16 protein-coding genes are annotated in these 16,585 nt (G+C 62.9%); 12 read left to right on the forward strand and 4 right to left on the reverse strand.

Going from position 1 to position 16,585, the window contains the following annotated elements:
* Positions 1 to 3: 3 nt before the first annotated feature.
* Positions 4 to 1,026 (reverse strand): FUSC family protein, encoded by a 1,023-nt coding sequence (locus NPS56_RS18220; protein WP_274076002.1) that lies wholly within the window; start codon positions 1,024 to 1,026, stop codon positions 4 to 6.
* Positions 1,027 to 1,070: 44 nt separating this feature from the next.
* Entirely contained in the window at positions 1,071 to 2,696 is a 1,626-nt protein-coding gene (locus NPS56_RS18225) for an NADP-dependent glyceraldehyde-3-phosphate dehydrogenase (RefSeq protein WP_274075890.1), read from the reverse strand.
* A gap of 259 nt (positions 2,697 to 2,955) precedes the next feature.
* Here NPS56_RS18225 and NPS56_RS18230 point away from each other — a divergent pair, with 259 nt between their 5' ends.
* The 9 genes from NPS56_RS18230 to NPS56_RS18270 all read left to right on the forward strand — a co-directional run bounded on the left by NPS56_RS18230 (position 2,956) and on the right by NPS56_RS18270 (position 11,430).
* Entirely contained in the window at positions 2,956 to 3,843 is an 888-nt protein-coding gene (locus NPS56_RS18230) for a Dyp-type peroxidase (RefSeq protein ID WP_274075891.1), read from the forward strand.
* Positions 3,844 to 4,022: 179 nt separating this feature from the next.
* Positions 4,023 to 4,790, forward strand: a complete 768-nt coding sequence (locus NPS56_RS18235) for a GntR family transcriptional regulator (protein ID WP_274075892.1) — start codon at positions 4,023 to 4,025, stop codon at positions 4,788 to 4,790.
* The gene (locus NPS56_RS18240; protein ID WP_274075893.1) at positions 4,787 to 6,517 is read left to right on the forward strand and encodes a fumarate reductase/succinate dehydrogenase flavoprotein subunit; all 1,731 of its coding nucleotides are present in this window, start codon (positions 4,787 to 4,789) and stop codon (positions 6,515 to 6,517) included. The genes NPS56_RS18235 and NPS56_RS18240 overlap by 4 nt, the downstream gene beginning before the upstream one ends.
* 26 nt (positions 6,518 to 6,543) lie before the next feature.
* On the forward strand, positions 6,544 to 6,789 hold the full coding sequence (locus NPS56_RS18245) for a 4Fe-4S dicluster domain-containing protein (RefSeq protein ID WP_008060065.1): 246 nt from the start codon (positions 6,544 to 6,546) through the stop codon (positions 6,787 to 6,789).
* Between the two features lie 236 nt (positions 6,790 to 7,025).
* Positions 7,026 to 8,432 carry an ABC transporter substrate-binding protein gene (locus NPS56_RS18250; protein WP_274075894.1) on the forward strand — a complete coding sequence of 469 codons (1,407 nt, stop codon included), beginning with the start codon at positions 7,026 to 7,028 and terminating at the stop codon, positions 8,430 to 8,432.
* 133 nt (positions 8,433 to 8,565) lie between these two features.
* Complete coding sequence (locus NPS56_RS18255; protein WP_274075895.1) at positions 8,566 to 9,348, forward strand: ABC transporter permease; 783 nt, start codon at positions 8,566 to 8,568, stop codon at positions 9,346 to 9,348.
* Entirely contained in the window at positions 9,348 to 10,196 is an 849-nt protein-coding gene (locus NPS56_RS18260; protein WP_274075896.1) for an ABC transporter ATP-binding protein, read from the forward strand. The genes NPS56_RS18255 and NPS56_RS18260 overlap by 1 nt, the downstream gene beginning before the upstream one ends.
* Positions 10,193 to 11,155 carry a HEAT repeat domain-containing protein gene (locus NPS56_RS18265; protein WP_274075897.1) on the forward strand — a complete coding sequence of 321 codons (963 nt, stop codon included), beginning with the start codon at positions 10,193 to 10,195 and terminating at the stop codon, positions 11,153 to 11,155. Before NPS56_RS18260 ends, NPS56_RS18265 begins: the two co-directional genes overlap by 4 nt.
* Positions 11,152 to 11,430, forward strand: coding sequence for a DUF971 domain-containing protein (locus NPS56_RS18270; protein ID WP_274075898.1), 279 nt, complete (start codon positions 11,152 to 11,154; stop codon positions 11,428 to 11,430). Before NPS56_RS18265 ends, NPS56_RS18270 begins: the two co-directional genes overlap by 4 nt.
* Before the next feature lie 155 nt (positions 11,431 to 11,585).
* Here NPS56_RS18270 and NPS56_RS18275 read toward each other — a convergent pair whose 3' ends face one another.
* Both NPS56_RS18275 and NPS56_RS18280 read right to left on the reverse strand, forming a co-directional pair.
* Positions 11,586 to 12,323: a TorF family putative porin gene (locus NPS56_RS18275; protein WP_274075899.1), complete on the reverse strand. Its 738-nt coding sequence runs from the start codon at positions 12,321 to 12,323 to the stop codon at positions 11,586 to 11,588.
* A 105-nt stretch (positions 12,324 to 12,428) separates the two neighbouring features.
* Positions 12,429 to 14,171: an amidohydrolase gene (locus NPS56_RS18280; RefSeq protein WP_274075900.1), complete on the reverse strand. Its 1,743-nt coding sequence runs from the start codon at positions 14,169 to 14,171 to the stop codon at positions 12,429 to 12,431.
* 103 nt (positions 14,172 to 14,274) lie between these two features.
* Between NPS56_RS18280 and NPS56_RS18285 the strand changes: the two genes are divergently transcribed.
* The 3 genes from NPS56_RS18285 (at position 14,275) to imuA (ending at position 16,579) form a co-directional block, all read left to right on the forward strand.
* Entirely contained in the window at positions 14,275 to 15,225 is a 951-nt protein-coding gene (locus tag NPS56_RS18285) for a LysR family transcriptional regulator (protein WP_274075901.1), read from the forward strand.
* A 119-nt stretch (positions 15,226 to 15,344) separates the two neighbouring features.
* Positions 15,345 to 15,962 carry a transcriptional repressor LexA gene (gene lexA, locus NPS56_RS18290; RefSeq protein ID WP_274075902.1) on the forward strand — a complete coding sequence of 206 codons (618 nt, stop codon included), beginning with the start codon at positions 15,345 to 15,347 and terminating at the stop codon, positions 15,960 to 15,962.
* The gene (imuA, locus tag NPS56_RS18295; RefSeq protein WP_274075903.1) at positions 15,962 to 16,579 is read left to right on the forward strand and encodes a translesion DNA synthesis-associated protein ImuA; all 618 of its coding nucleotides are present in this window, start codon (positions 15,962 to 15,964) and stop codon (positions 16,577 to 16,579) included. The genes lexA and imuA overlap by 1 nt, the downstream gene beginning before the upstream one ends.
* Positions 16,580 to 16,585: the final 6 nt, after the last annotated feature.

Here is a 16,585-nt window from a genome sequence, read left to right on the forward strand (position 1 = left end):
CCGTCAGATGTTCCAGTTCGGCGCGGTCCTGGCCAGGCGCTGGCGCATATCGCCGATGTTGGCGGCCAGTTGCTCAGTCAATAAACGGTAACCGTCCAGGGCGTTGTACACCGGTGCTTCGAGACTGACGACCGGTAACGCCATGGGGCGGTTCAGCCGCTCGGTGACGCCGGACTTCAGCGCCCGAGCCATGCCGATCAATTGCACGCGAATCAGCCGATGCTCCGCTTTCAATGCCGTTTGCAGGTCACTGGCGTCCGGCCGGGTGTTGCCCAGTATCTCCAGGGTGCTGACACACAGACGCAGTTGGCGCTGGATGGCATCGAGTTCGGTCATGGAAATCTTCACCTCCTTGGACACCGATGGCATCAGTGAGCGCAGCTGCACCATCACGGTGTTGAGGCGGCCCATCAGCTTGAGGTGTTCGTCGGCCGTCACCGATTGGCCGCTGATGATGCGCCCGTAGAGTGTCGCGCAATCTCGCAAGGCGTCAGCCAGGTTGTAACGCCAGGAATAGACCGCATAGAGCGGCAGGGCGAAGGAAAACGCCAGCGCCAGGGCAATGCCGATCAGGATGTCGACCCCGCGCCACAGCCCGTCGGAGACTGGATTGTCACCATGGCCGGCGACGATGAAGACGGTAATGCCGGCCAGCAGCGCGGTGTAGCCGCCTTTGCCGATGGCGTGGTACGAGAAAAATCCGCACACCACCGCCATGGCGAAATAGGTCAGCCACGGCATGCCGAGCCAGGACTGTTGCACCACCAGCACCAGGCCGACAGCCGCCCCGACCAGGGTGCCGATGGCGCGCTCGGCGGCTTTTTTGCCGATGTTGCCATGGTGCTGCAAGCCGCCGATCACCACCAGCATCGTCACAGAGGCCCACTCGCCGTGGGGCAGGTGGATGCCGGTGGTCAGCAGGATCGACGCCAGTAACCCGAGCGACACCCGTACCGCATGGATCATCCGCGCATGGCGATAGCGCCGGTACGGGTCCAGCAACGGACGCAGTAACCGACGGAGCAGCGGTGGCAGGCGAAGGGCCGTGGATGCGCTCAGGTTGGCTCTCCTCAGAAGATGTAATCAGTGGTCAGGAAGCTGGAACTGCGGCCGCTGATGATCTCGCTGATGAGATCCTTGTTGGTCTCCTGGAACTTGGTCGCCACCAGCGTGCGGATCGAAAACACCCTTAGGGCGTCATGGACCGACAAGGTGCCCTCGGCGGAATTTTTCCGGCCGTTGAACGGGTAGGTGTCCGGGCCGCGCTGACATTGGGCGTTGAGGTTGATGCGCCCGACCTGGTTGGCGAAGGTATCGACCAGTCGGCCGACCGCCACCGGGTTGGTGCCGAAGATGCTCAGTTGCTGGCCGAAGTCCGATTCGAGGACGTAATCGATCACCGTGTCCAGATGGCGATAGGGCACGATCGGCACCACCGGGCCAAATTGCTCTTCCTGGTAGACCCGCATCTGCGGCGTCACCGGGTACAGCACGGCAGGGTAGAAGAACGACGCGCGGGTCTCGCCGCCATGGGGGTTCACCACTTTGGCGCCCTTGCTTTCGGCGTCGGCCACCAATGAGTGCAGGTAATCGACCTTGGATGACTCCGGCAGCGGCGTCAGGGCCACGCCGCTGTCCCAGGGCATGCCGGGCTTGAGCGTGGCGAGTTTGGCGTTGAATTTCTCGATGAAGGCATCGACTACGTCTTCATGGACAAACAGAATCTTCAACGCGGTGCAACGCTGGCCGTTGAAGGACAGGGCGCCGGTGACGGCTTCGTTGACCGCGTTGTCCAGGTCCACCTCCGGCAGGACGATACCGGGGTTCTTCGCATCGAGCCCCAGCGCCGCACGCAGGCGATGGGGCCGTGGATGCAGTTTCTTCAGGTCGCTGGCGGCCTTGTTGGTGCCGATGAAGGCAAAGATGTCGATGTTGCCGCTGGCCATCAGCGCACTGACCGTCTCGCGCCCGCTGCCGTAGATCACGTTGATCACCCCGGCCGGGAAGCTGTCGCGGAAGGCCTCGAGCAATGGGCGAATCAACAGCACGCCAAGCTTGGCCGGCTTGAACACCACGGTGTTGCCCATGATCAGCGCCGGGATCAGCGTGGTGAAGGTTTCGTTCAGCGGATAGTTGTAGGGCCCCATGCACAGCGCCACGCCCAGCGGTACGCGGCGGATCTGGCCGAGGGTGTCCTGTTCCAGCTCGAAGCGGCTGGAGCGACGGTCGAGTTCCTTGAGGGCGTTGATGGTGTCGACGATGTAGTCGCAGGTGCGGTCGAATTCCTTCTCCGAGTCCTTGAGGTTCTTGCCGATTTCCCACATCAGCAACTTGACCACCGCGTCGCGCTGTTCGCGCATGTGGCCGAGGAAGGTTTCGACGTGCTGGATGCGCTCGGCCACGCGCATGGTCGGCCACAAACCCTGGCCGCGATCATAGGCGCGCACCGCGGCATCGAGGGCGGTCAGGGCGGTGGCGGCATCCAGCAGCGGCGTGCTGCCGAGGATGACTTGTTCATCGCCGCCGGGGCCTGCGAGGTACACCGGGCTGCGAACCTGGGCGAGGGGACCTGGCCAGGTCTTGAGGACGCCGTCGACCAGGTACTCACGTTGTTCGGTCGGGCCGTCGAGACGGTATTTTTCCGGGATGCTGGCGGCATCGGGAAACAGGTTGCCAAGGATCTGTGCTGTGGTCATGTCGCTACCCCGTGTGTAGTGTCAGCCGTGCGCTTATGGTTAGCCGTTGAAGAATCCGGTTCAAGGGTTATACGCCTTGTTGATGCGGTTTTTTAGCTGCAATCGAGCGCTGATGGGCAGAATAGAGGGGTGAAGCTGTGGTTGTTGTGCTTCAAGCGTAGACCGCAAACGGCGTTGGGTGAAACGCGATCTTTTGACCTGGGAGCACACAATGGCGGGTGTCGAGGTTAAACTTCGCGCTCTTTCATAAGGAGTTCACATGAGTCACTACCAGCCGGGCATCCTCGCCACCCCTGTTCCGCCTCTCGCTCGTCATATGTTTTTCGCCCTGGAATCGGTGGCTGCACTGCCGGCTGCGCTGGACAAGCTGATGCAACTGGTGGACGGCAAATCGGCGGTGGTCGGTTTCGGTGAGTCCCTGGTCAAGGCCCTCGACGGGCATATCGAAGGCTTGCGGCCGTTTCCGGCGCTGGCCGGTGTCGGTGTCGATAACCCGTCGACGCAACAGGCGCTGTGGTGCTGGTTGCACGGTACCGACCGTGGCGAACTGCTCAACCGCAGCCACGCCTTCGAGGCGGCCTTGGCGCCGGCCCTGCGCCTGGTGCAAGTCACCGAGGGTTTCCGCCACCGTGACGGCCATGACCTGACCGGCTACGAAGACGGCACCGAAAACCCCCGTGACGAAGCCGCCGCGACCGCCGCGCTGGTGGGGGCGGGCGTCGAGGGCACGGTGGGCGGCAGTTTTGCCGCGCTCCAGCAGTGGCAGCATGACCTCAAGGGTTTTCGCGCGATGCCGTCCCATGAGACGGATGACATCATGGGCCGTCGCCTGGGCGATAACGAAGAACTCGACGACGCACCGATCTCTGCCCACGTCAAACGCACCGCCCAGGAGAGTTTTGCCCCTGAAGCGTTCGTGGTTCGCCGCTCGATGCCGTGGATCGAAGGCGACCGCGCCGGGCTGATGTTCCTGGCCTTCGGTTTTTCCCTTGATGCCTTCGAGGTTCAGCTGCGGCGTATGAGTGGGCTGGAGGACGGGATTACCGATGGCTTGTATCGCATCAGCCGGCCGATCACTGGCGGCTATTATTGGTGCCCGCCGTTGAAGGATGGCCATCTCGACCTGCGTGCGCTGCGCATCGGCTGAGACATTATCTGTAGGAGCCGGCTTGCCGGCGGATAGGGCGAGGCGGTGAGTCAGGCATACCGCTTTCGCTGGCAAGCCAGCTCCTACAGTGAATCTAACCTTATGCTCAAACGGTATTTCTCATCCCCGTACTTAGAACCATAAGATCACGTCATAACTCGTTATGACAAGTGATCCTCATGACCGATAACGTTCTAGCCCTCAGCCCTCTTTCACACAGCAGTGTCCCGCTGCACACCCAGCTGCGCGACATCCTCCGTGCGCGCATCCTCGACGGTGAATACCCGCAGGACAGCCAGATGCCTTCCGAAAGCGAGCTCGGCACACTGTTCAAGGTCAGCCGCATCACGGTGCGCCAGGCCCTCGGCGATCTGCAGAAGGAAGGGCTGATCTTCAAGATCCACGGCAAGGGCACCTTCGTCGCCAAGCCGAAAACTTTCCAGAACGTCAGCACCCTGCAAGGCCTCGCCGAGTCCATGACCGGTCGCGGTTATGAGGTGATCAACCGCCTGCGCAGCTTCAAATTCATCGCCGCCGACAAGCTGGTCGCCGAACGCTTGCAGGTTGCCGAAGGCGAGACCGTGGCGCAGATCAAGCGGGTACGGCTGATCAACCGCGAGCCGATTTCGCTGGAAATCACCTACCTGCCCAAAGCCCTTGGCGAACGCCTGGAGAAGGCTGACCTGGTCACCCGCGACATCTTCCTGATCCTGGAAAACGACTGCGGCCTGGCCCTGGGTCACGCTGACCTCGCCATCGACGCGGTGCTGGCCGACAGCGACCTGACCCAGGCGCTGAACGTCGAGGCCGGCTCGCCGATCATGCGCATCGAGCGCCTGACCCACGACGCCCAAGGCCGCCCAGTGGACTTCGAACACCTTTACTACCGTGGCGATGCCTTCCAGTACCGCCTGCGGATCGACCGGCAAAAAGGGGATCAGGCATGACCCGAACGACACTGGAACAGGAATACGACATCGTCGTGATCGGCGGCGGCACCGCGGGGCCCATGGCGGCGATCAAGGCCAAGGAGCGCAACCGCGATCTGCGGGTGTTGTTGATCGACAAGGCCAACGTCAAGCGCAGCGGCGCGATCAGCATGGGCATGGACGGCCTGAACAACGCGATCATTCCCGGCCACTCGACACCGGAGCAGTACACCAAGGAAATCACCATCGCCAACGACGGCATCGTCAATCAGGCCGCGGTGTATGCCTACGCCACCCACAGTTTCGAGACCATCGAGCAACTGGACCGCTGGGGCGTGAAGTTCGAGAAGGACGAGACCGGCGACTACGCGGTGAAGAAGGTCCACCACATGGGCGCCTACGTGCTGCCGATGCCGGAAGGGCATGACATCAAGAAAGTGCTCTACCGGCAGTTGAAGCGGGCACGGGTGAGCATCACCAACCGCCTGGTCTGCACCCGCTTGCTGACTGACAGCGAGGGGGCGGTCAACGGCGTGATGGGGTTCGATTGCCGCACCGCCGACTTCCATGTGATCAAGGCCAAGGCGGTGATCCTCGCCTGCGGTGCCGCCGGGCGCCTGGGCCTGCCGGCCTCGGGGTACCTGATGGGCACCTACGAAAACCCGACCAATGCCGGCGACGGTTACGCCATGGCCTATCACGCCGGGGCGGAACTGGCGAACCTGGAATGCTACCAGATCAACCCGCTGATCAAGGACTACAACGGCCCGGCCTGCGCCTATGTTACGGGTCCTCTGGGCGGCTACACCGCCAACAACAAGGGCGAGCGCTTCATCGAGTGCGACTACTGGAGCGGGCAGATGATGTGGGAGTTCCACCAGGAACTGGAAAGCGGCAACGGCCCTGTGTTCCTCAAGCTCGATCACCTGGCCGAGGAAACCATCCAGAACATCGAAGAGATCCTGCACAGCAACGAGCGGCCGAGCCGCGGTCAGTTCCACGCCAATCGCGGCACCGATTACCGCACGCAGATGGTCGAGATGCACATCTCCGAGATCGGCTTTTGCAGCGGGCATTCGGCGTCGGGGGTGTGGGTCAACGAGAAGGCCGAGACGTCGGTCAAAGGCCTGTATTCGGCGGGTGACATGGCCGCGGTGCCGCACAACTACATGCTCGGTGCGTTCACCTATGGCTGGTTTGCCGGCAACAATGCGGCGGACTTCGTCGCCGGCCGCGAGTTTTCAGCGCTGGATGCCGAGCAGATCGAAATCGAGAAACAGCGGGTCTATGCGCCCCTTGATCGCGAACACGGCCTGCCACCGGCCCAGGTCGAGTACAAGCTGCGCCGCTTCGTCAACGACTACCTGCAGCCGCCGAAAGTGACGAAAAAGATGCAGATCGGCCTGCAACGCTTCAGCGACATCCAGCGCGACCTCGATCAGATCAAGGCCCATAACGCCCATGAGCTGATGCGTGCCATGGAAGTCAGCATGATCCGCGACTGCGCCGAAATGGCCGCCCGCGCTTCGCTGTTCCGCGCCGAAAGTCGCTGGGGGCTTTACCACTACCGGGTCGATCATCCGCAACGCAACGACAGCGACTGGTTCTGTCACTGCCATCTGAAGAAGGGTGAAAACGGCTTGATGACCAGCTTCAAGAAATCCGTCGAGCCTTACATCATCCCGCTGGACGCCGATGAAATGCAGGCCTACGACCGGTTGCGGGTCGGTGCCGATGCGGCTTGAGCATGACACTAGAGAGAGACCGTGAAATGGCCTACCAACCCCAGGAAATATTCTTTCGCTCCAATGCACCGGTCACCGTCGATGAGGACCTGTGCATCGCCCACAAAGGCTGCACCGTGTGCGTCGACGTCTGCCCTATGGACCTGCTGGCGATCAACCCGGCCACGCAAAAGGCCTACATGGCCTTTGATGAATGCTGGTACTGCATGCCCTGTGAAAAGGACTGCCCGACGGGGGCGGTGAAAGTGGACATCCCTTATTTGCTGCGTTGAAACACAATCAATGTGGGAGCGGGCTTGCTCGCGAAGACGCCGGCATGGCTGGCATCTCCATTGACTGAAAGGACGCTTTCGCGAGCAAGCCCGCTCCCACAGGGGATCGCGTACAGACAAATCAAAACGCCATCCGGCCACCCCCGGACGCTTGCTTCAAGACACCCCTCGTTTCCCACCACGCCCTGATCGTGGCGGAGACGAACATCCTATAAATGATTCGAGGGGAAACACTCATGCTCTTACGTGCAGCGATTGCCGGTCTGGTACTGGCTTCATTCACCTTGTCGGCCCAGGCCGAAACCATCCGCATTGCCATCGGCACCCAGGACACCACCATCAACTGCGCCGCCGGCGGCCTGTTGATTCGCGAACTGGGCCTGCTGGACAAATACCTGCCCCACGACGGCCAGTACAAAAACGCCCAGTACGACATCGAGTGGAAGAACTTCACCAGTGGCGCGCCGCTGACCAACGAGATGGTCGCCGGCAAGCTCGACTTTGGCGCCATGGCCGACTTCCCTGGTTCATTCAACGGCGTGGCGTTTGAAACCGCCGGCAAGCACAGCCTGTTCATCAGCGTGCTGTCGGGCAGCACCCAGGGCAGTGGCAACGGCATCGTGGTGCCGAGCGCCTCGGGTGTGCAGTCGCTGGCCGAGCTCAAGGGCAAGACCATCTCCGTGCCGTTCGCCTCGACCGCCCACGGCATGTTGCTGCGCGCGGTGGCGGCCCAAGGCTGGGACCCGCTCAAGGACGTGAACATCATCGCCCAGCCGCCGGAAGTCGCCGGTTCCGCGTTGCAGGCCGGCAAGATCGACGCCCATGCCGACTTCGTGCCGTTCGCCGAACTGTTCCCGAGCCGCGGGTTCGCGCGCAAGATCTACGACGGTTCCCAGGCCGGCGCGCCGACCTTCCACGGGGCGCTGGTCGACCAGGCCTATGCGAAGAAATACCCGGAAGTCGTCGTCGCCTACCTGCGCGCCAGCCTCGAAGCCAATCAGCTACTCGCCGCCGAGCCTGAGAAGTACAGCGAACTGATCGCCAAGGTCACCGGGGTCGACGCCGAGGTCAACTACCTGTTCCACGGCCCCCTCGGCGTACAGACTCGCGACCTCACCTGGAAACCTGAATACCGCCAGGCCGTCGGCACCGCCATCGACACCCTCAAGCTGCTGAAGAAAGCCGATCGCGGTCTCGACCTGAATACCTTCATCGACGACCAGTACATCCGCGCCGCGTTCAAGGCCTCGAACCTGGACTACAACGCGCAGCTCTCGAACTACCAGCAGACGCCGCTTAAAGCCGTCGATGCCTCCAGCGGCGAAGCCATCACCGACTTCAGCCATGTGGCCGAGATCTGGGTGCGCGGCGAGCCGAAAGTCCGTCAGTACGCTTCGGCGCAAGCGGCATTCACCGCGCTGGCCGCGCTGAAGCAGGAAGGCAAGAACATCCGCGCGGTGTATGCCCAGGCCGCTGACAGCGGGATCAAGTTGCTGGCGGACCAGGCGTGGTTTGCCAGTGATGCCAAGGGGCGTTTGAGTGCATTCCTGCTCAAAGGCCAGGCCCAACAATTCGCCACGGCACAGGGCGGCAAGGTGTTCGATTTCACCGACGCCACTACCCAGGCCGTGGCGGTCCGCTAACCGCAAAACACCTCGAACCTGTAGGAGCTGGCTTGCCAGCGAAGGCGCCCGACCAGCCAACATCAATGTTGACTGACACACCGCAATCGCTGGCAAGCCAGCTCCTACAGGTTTCCCGGTGAGAGGGAATATTGTGTACGGATCATTTTTACGCTGGATTCCGAGGGCAGCATCCTTGCTGCTCTGCCTGCTGTTCTGGCACGTCGCCGCCAGCCAACACTGGAACCTTGGCCTGGTGACCTTCACCAACGTCCCGACCCCCTTGGCCGTTATTGAAGCGGCGCTGGGCCTCGGCGACTCCGGCAAGCTCGCCCGGCACCTGGGCAGCAGCCTCAGCCGCGTGTTCGCTGGCTACCTCGCTGCCCTGGTCATTGGCGTCGCCCTGGGCCTGGCCATCGGCCGCTCAAAGTGGGCCGAAGACTTGTTGCTGCCACCCCTGGAAGTACTGCGCCCAATCCCCGCCGTGGCCTGGATTCCCCTGGCGATCCTGATGTTTCCCTCGTCCGAGCTGTCGATGGTCTTCATCACCTTTACCGGCGCCTTGTTCCCGATCCTGCTCAATACCGTGCACGGCGTCGAAGGTGTCGACCCACGGCTGATCGCCTCGGCGAAAAGCCTCGGGGCAGGGCGCCGGGCGATGTTGCTGGAAGTGATCCTGCCGGGCGCCGCGCCGAGCATCATCACCGGCCTGGCCATCGGCATGGGCACCTCGTGGTTCTGCCTGGTGACGGCCGAGATGATCTCCGGCCAATACGGCATCGGTTATTACACCTGGGAGTCCTACACCATCCAGAACTACCCCGACATCGTGGTCGGCATGCTGCTGATCGGCGTACTCGGGATGGGCAGCAGCCTGCTGATCAAACGCCTGGGCGGCGTGTTCACGCCCTGGCACCGACCACGAGGAAAAGCCTGATGAGCGTTTTTCAACAGCCTGAAGGGCGTATCGATATCCGCGCTTTGTCGATCAGCCTGGGCGAGGGCAGTGCAGCATTCGAAGCCGTGCAGGGCCTGGACTGCCTGATCGAACCGGGGCAGTTCGTGTGCATCCTCGGGCCGTCCGGTTGCGGCAAGTCCACCTTGCTCGGCGCACTGGCCGGGCATCTGACAACGTACACCGGGACCCTGAATGTCGACGGTGCAAAAGTCTCGGGACCGTCGCCGCAACGCGGCATGGTGTTCCAGCATCACACGCTGTTCCCCTGGCGAACCGTGCGCGACAACGTGGCTTTCGGCCTGAAAATGCGCGGGGTCGGTAAAGTCGAGCGACACCAGGCCGCCGACGAAATCCTCGCCCTGGTGGGCCTGCAAGACTTCGCCGAGCGCTGGCCGGACCAGCTCTCCGGCGGCATGCAGCAGCGGGTGGAAATCGCCCGGGTGCTGGTCAATCGGCCACGGCTGTTGCTCATGGACGAGCCCTTTGGTGCCCTCGATGCCCTGACCCGTTTGAACATGCAGGAGCTGTTGCTGGACATCTGGACGCGCATCCGCACCACCGTGGTCTTTGTCACCCATGACATCGACGAAGCGCTGTTCCTCGCTGATCGCCTGCTCGTCATGAGTTCGCGTCCCGGGCGGATCATCGAAGACTTGCGCCTGGATTTCCCCCGGCCACGCACGAGCGAACTGGTGACCAGCCATGAGTTTTCCCGCTTGAAGCGACACTGCCTCGAATTATTGCGTCACGAAGATGGTCGGCAATTACCGCGCCTGAACCCTCTCGGACTGCCCCCTGAAAACAAACTGCCGCGATTTGCCCTATGACCTCACTATTCGATGTAACCGACAACGACGACATTCTCGCCCTGCAACCGCGACTGACCGATGACGATGCCGGCGTGCGCCGCATTGCATTGATCGAACTGGCCGACCTGGAAGAGCCGGACGGCCTGCTGTGGCTGGTCAATCGACTGGCTGAGGACCCGGCCGAAGAGGTCCGTGCCGAAGCCGCACGCTTGCTGGAGGCCTGGGAAGATGAACCGGTGGTCGAGGCGCTGTGCCAGGCGCTGACCGACTCATCCGCCGCGGTGCAAACTGCTGCCGCGCAAAGCCTCAGCCTGCTCAAGAGCGAAACGGCGGGCCGGGTGATCCTGCCGTGGACCGGGCATGCTGACATCGGCGTGCGCATCGCCGCGTTCAGGGCCTTGCGCGAGTTGCGCTATCCACAGGCGGCTTCGGCGGCGCTGTTGGCGTTGGGCGATCAGGACGCCAATGTCCGCCGTGAAGCGGTGGGTGTGCTGGGCTGGCTCAAACAGCTCGACGCCTTGCCGGCCCTGGCGCGCCTGGCCAGCGCCGACCCGGACACCGAAGTGCGCCGCGCCGCCACCGGCGCCCTCGGCCTGGCGTCCGACGCGCAGGTGCTGCCGGCCCTGCGCCAGGCCTTGCAGGACCAGGCCTGGCAAGTGCGCGAGGAAGCCGCCACCACCCTGGGCAAGGTTGGGCACGCTGACGCCGGCCCGGCATTGGTCCAAGCCTTGAGCGACGATTACTGGCAAGTGCGCCTGCGCGCGACCCGCAGCCTGGGTCGTTTGCGTTACGCCCAGGCTTTAGACGCGCTGATCGACACCCTTGGCCACCGCATCAGCAACCTGCGCAAGGAAGCCGCCCTGGCCCTTGGTGAGTTGAACGATAAAGGCGCCATCGCGCCGTTGCAGGCGGCGCAGGACGATGGCGATCCGGAAGTGCGCAAGGCGGTACGCATTGCCCTGAGTCAGCTGCAATGAACCCGGTGGCGGTGGGCAATTCCCGGAGCACACAACAGCTGCGCTTGAACTGGCCGGATGGCCGCGAGCAGTTGCTCAATCACGCAGAGTTGCGCCGGCAATGCCCGTGTTCGCAGTGCCGGGCGTTTCGATTGCGGGGGATGACGCCGCTGGTGGACGACCGTGTTCGGCTGGTCGAGGTGAATGCCCAGGGGTATGGGTTGCAGTTGGTATTCAGTGATGGCCACGAACGCGGGATCTACCCATGGGCTTACCTCGCCGGGCTTGGTCGGTGAATGGAATGCCGCTTTCGCTGGCAAGCCAGCTCCTACAATTTATCGGTGTTGCCACCAATAATGTGGTCGCCTGGGTCCCTGTAGGAGCTGGCTTGCCAGCGAAGGCAATCTCAAATTCAGCACAAGATTCAAAGGCAAAATACAGAGTAGGGCATTCAGAAGGATTTGCTGATGCTTGCCACCACAGTCGCGCTGCACACGTCGTCGAAGCCCCAGTTGCTGGTGCACTGGCTCTTGGACAAATCGGTGTCGATATAGCTCAGGCCCAGCATCACACCCGCCAGTTCGTGGGTCAGCTTGACCTCCCATTCACGGTAGGAATCCTCGGCTTCACCCGAGCTCGAATACAGGTGCGGGTCCTTGAAGTCCATCAAGCCGTAGCGCAGTTTCAGGCCGGTGTCGTAGGGCAATTCGGTCTCGTAGCCGACATAGCTGTAGAGCGAGTTCTGCTCGCTGTCGATGCCCGGTGCATCGTCGGAATAATAGGCGCCGAGTTTCACCCCATAGACGCTGAGAATCCCGTAGACCTCGCTCTGATTGAACTGGCTCTCTTTCGGATATGAATACTTGAGATAACCCAGGTCGAGGTTGATGGCGTCTGTGGCCTCCCAGAACCAACCGGCGTAGTAATCGACTTCCTGCCGGGTCTTCAGGCCGTAGCCAAAATCGACGTTGGACGTCCATGCGCCCAGGTACAGGCCGCTGCTGTGTTGCAGGGTGGCACCGGCCTGCAAGGCGGGGTCGTTCTGGGTTTGCGAGATGCCGCGGGTGCGGTAGTCGCTGGCCAGGGTCACGTCCAGCAGCAAGGAGAAATCATCGTTCAAGGGCACGGCCTGGCTGCACAAGGGCAGCAAACTCAAGGAACCGAGGGCGAACAGGGTGAAAGCTTTCATGGGGGGTACGTCCCGCTATTGTGATTGTTATGGGCAGATTTCAAGCAAGGCTGCGCCGGGCCTCGTGTCGTAAAACACGAGGTCGGGCAGGGGGGGCGGTTTTTGTTAGAGGGTTGCCGCGTAGACTTGCCGGCCGGCGAACCAGGTCTGCAGCACCTGGGTGTCGTGCAGGGCTTTTTCGTCGACGCTGAATACATCGCGGTCGACCACGATGAAGTCGGCCTGTTTGCCGGCGCTCAGCGAGCCGATCTGTTTGTCCAGGCCAATGGTGCGGGCGGCGTTGAGGGTGTAGGCATAGAGCATGGTTTCGCGGTCGATGCGCTCCTCGGCGTTGAGCACGCCCAATGGACCGACCCGGGTCATGGCCTGGGCCATGGCGTTGAACGGGTTCGGCGTGGACACCGGCCAGTCGCTTGCCCCGGAAAGGGTCGCGCCCTGTGTGAGCAGCGAGTGCGCCGGGTACTGGTAACGGAACGCCTGGGCACTGACGTACGGCTTGATCATGTCCGTGGTGTAGTCGTCGGCGCTGGCCCAGAGCAGTTGCATCGAGGCGATGACGTCGAGGGGTTTGAAGCGGGCGAACTCTTTCGGGTTGACGATCTGCAAGTGCGTGATGGAGTGGGGCACGCCGCTCTGCCGGTCCTTGCGCGCCTGGGCAATGCCGTTCAGCGATTCGCGCACCGCACGGTCGCCGATGGCGTGGATGTGCACCAGCCAGCCGCGCTGATCGATGGCGCTGACCAGCTCACCGAAGTGCTTCGGATCGATCAGCAGTTCGCCCGGTTTGTGCGAGTTGGTATAGGGGTCGATCATCGCTGCGCTCTGTGCCGGGTACTCGATCACGCCATCGGCGAAGATCTTGATGCCGGGCAGCGTAAGGTTGGGAATGCCCTGGAATTGCTGACGGACCTTGTCGAGGGTGTCGAGATCGGCCGGAACGCTCTTGCCGTTGGCCACCAGCAGCGCGGCGACGTGGGCGGTCATGCCGCCACTTTCTGACAGGGCCTTGTACACCGGCAGCACGCCGACGGTTTTCTCCGTGGGCTTGAGGGCGAAAACCGGCTCGCCGGGCGCAGCGTTGGCGGCGGGGTCCATCCAGGCGGTGATGCCGAGGCTGTTGTTGTAACTCACGGCGGTTTGCGCCGCTTTCAACATGTCGGCGGCACTCGGCGATGGCATTTTCGAGGCCACCCGGTCCCACCCGGCGTCCACCAGGAAGCCGTTGGGGCTGCCGTCGGCGAGTTTGCCGATGGTGTCTTTCTCGGCGTCTGGCAGGGTTTTGAGCAGCGCGGCATCGATGCCGCCGCGCTTGAGCATCACGTTGTTGGCCCAGGCCGTGTGGTGGTCGCTGCCGGTGAATACCACGCCGACGTCGGCCCATTCGCCGCTGTTGAATTTTTTGCCCAGCGCTTCGGCCTGGGCCCAGTAAGCCGAACTCATGCCGGCCACGCTCAGGACATCGCCATGCTTGGCCTTGCCGTCGTCACGCCAGGCGCGCAGGCGTTTTTCCAGTTCGTCGAGTTCGACGACCTCGTCTGCCATGTTGGCCGAGACCATTTCCAGGCCCCCGAAAATCGCGTGGGAGTGGCTGTCGATCAGGCCGGGCATCAGGGTCTTGCCGCCCAGGTCGATGACTTGGGTGCCCGACTCGATCAGGGCCTTGATCTGGGCATCGCTGCCCACTTGCAACACCTTGCCATCCTGTACCGCCAGCGCCTGGACCTTGGGCTGGTTACGGTCGGCGGTGAAGATCTTGCCGTTGAACAGCACCAGGTCGGTCGCCGCCATGGCTTCCAACGAGGCAAAACTGACTGCCACCATCAACAGATTCGGGATGAATCTTTTCATTGAATGTTTCCTTGTTATTGCGTCTGATGGCCAGATTAGTGGCTTGCCGCGCTTGGCAGAACGCCTCACTCACGAAAAACGTTTTTGCCTGAATGGAAAAAGTATGGACAAGCTGGGTGCACTGAAAATGTTCGTGGTCACGGCGCAACTGGGCAGCTTCAGCCGCGCCGCCGAGCAATTGGGCAAAACCCCGTCGGCGCTGACCAAAGCGGTCAACCACCTGGAGGCGGAACTCGGCGCGCGTTTGTTCGAACGCAGCACCCGGCGGATCCTGCTCACGGAATCCGGGCGGCTGTACCTTGAAACTGCGCGCCAGGTGTTGCAGCGACTGGACGAGGCCGGCGAGGAAATCGAGCAGCTGCAGCATGGTTTGCGCGGCAGCCTGAAAATCACCGCGCCGCTGGCCTATGGGCAGGCCTTTCTCGATCAGGTATGTGGCGGTTTTCTTGACCAGTATCCGCAGATCAACCTGCAGGTGGACCTGTGCGACGACTTCGTCAATCTGCTGGAGAGCGGCCATGACCTGGCCTTGCGCGAAGGGCACGACGACTTGCCGGGGTTGATCGCGCGCGTGGTCGGCAGCAATTGCCTGGCGCTGTGCGCGAGCCCGCAATACCTCGAACGCAAGGGGCAGGCGGTCACCCCGCAAACCCTCGACGAGCATGACTGGTTGCTGTATTGGCATCCGTTGCTCAGTCGCGAATTCTGGTGGGTCGAGCGCGACGGCCAGCGCCTGAGCCTGCCGCAGCCTCAGGCACCGCGCCTGCGCAGCGACAACTACGACCTGCTGCTAGCCAATGCCCTGGCCGGACGCGGCCTGCTGCATACGCCCTTGTGGAGCGCGGCGCCGTACATCGCCGATGGCCGGCTGGTGCGGTTGATGGCCGACTACGACATAGACCCGGACAGCTTCGGCCCGCACATCCTGGCGGTGTACCCCAGCCATCGACGGGCCACGGCCAAGGTGCTGGCGTTCATCGATTACATCGCAGGTTTCCTGGCATCCCGTGGTTTGGGCGTACCCGTGATTCCCCCTGTAGGAGCTGTCTCGTGAAACGAGGCTGCGATCTTTTGATTTTGTTTTCAGAGAGCAAGATCAAAAGATCGCAGCCTCGTTTCACTCGTCAGCTCCTACACACAGGTGCTTGTCAGATAATTCCCACAGGAGTACAAATGTACTCCATGACGACCCTGACTCCCCGCCGTACCGCCATCCTGACCTTCATCCGCGAACGTATCGCCGAGCACGGTCAGTCCCCGAGCCTCGCTGAAATCAGCGAGGCGTTCGGTTTCGCCTCCCGCAGCGTGGCGCGCAAGCATGTGCTGGCGCTGACCGAAGCCGGGTTTATCGAGGTCAACCCGCATCAGGCCCGGGGCATTCGCCTGCTCGGGCAGCCGCCGCGCCCTGAGCTGCTGGACATCCCGGTACTCGGCCGGGTGGCGGCCGGTGCGCCGATCGGTGCCGATGCCGAGGTCCATAGTCGCTTGCTGTTCGATCCGTCGATGTTCTCCCGGGTGCCGGACTACCTGCTGCGGGTGCGCGGCGACTCGATGATCGAGGATGGCATTCTCGACGGCGACCTGGTGGGCGTGCACCGCAGCCCCGAGGCGCTGAACGGCCAGATCGTCGTGGCGCGCCTCGACGGCGAAGTCACCATCAAGCGCTTCGAACGGGTCGGCGACCGGGTTCGCCTGTTGCCGCGCAACCCGGCCTATCAGCCGATCATCGTCGAAAGTGATCGAGACCTGGCCATCGAAGGGGTGTTCTGCGGCCTGGTGAGGCAAGGCTGATGGGTGCCGTCGTTGCGCTGGATACGCTGTTCAATGGCGGCCAGGTCTGGCGAGGCCGGCCTGCGCCGCCGGCCGTCAGCCCGCAACCCACCGGGCATGCCGCGCTGGATGCGGCGTTGCCCACGGGCGGCTGGCCGGAGGCGGCCCTGACGGAAATCCTCCTGGCCGGGCAGGGTGTGGGCGAATTGCAACTGGTGTGGCCGGCGCTGGCGCGGCTGTCGGCGGCGGGCGAACGCATCGTCCTGGTGGCGCCGCCGTATGTGCCGTATCCCCAGGCCTGGCAGAGCGCCGGGGTCGATCTGCGCCAATTGTCGATCATCCAGACCAGCGAGCGCGATGCGTTGTGGGCGGCGGAACAGTGCCTGCGTTCGGGCAGTTGCGGCGCGGTGCTGTGCTGGCCGCACAAGGCCGATGACCGCGCCTTGCGCCGCTTGCAGGTGGCCGCGGAAACCGGCTCGACCCTGGCCTTCGCCTATCGCTCGCTCAGTGAAGCGATCAACCCGTCGCCAGCGGCCCTGCGCATCGCCATCGATGCCAGGCCGGCACAGTTGCGGGTGCTCAAGTGCCGGGGCGGCTTGGCCCGTTCGGCGCCGATTGCCTTCGCCGTGGGGCATTGAGGTTGC

This window comes from Pseudomonas putida (assembly GCF_028682635.1).
GTDB lineage: Bacteria > Pseudomonadota > Gammaproteobacteria > Pseudomonadales > Pseudomonadaceae > Aquipseudomonas > Aquipseudomonas putida_AE.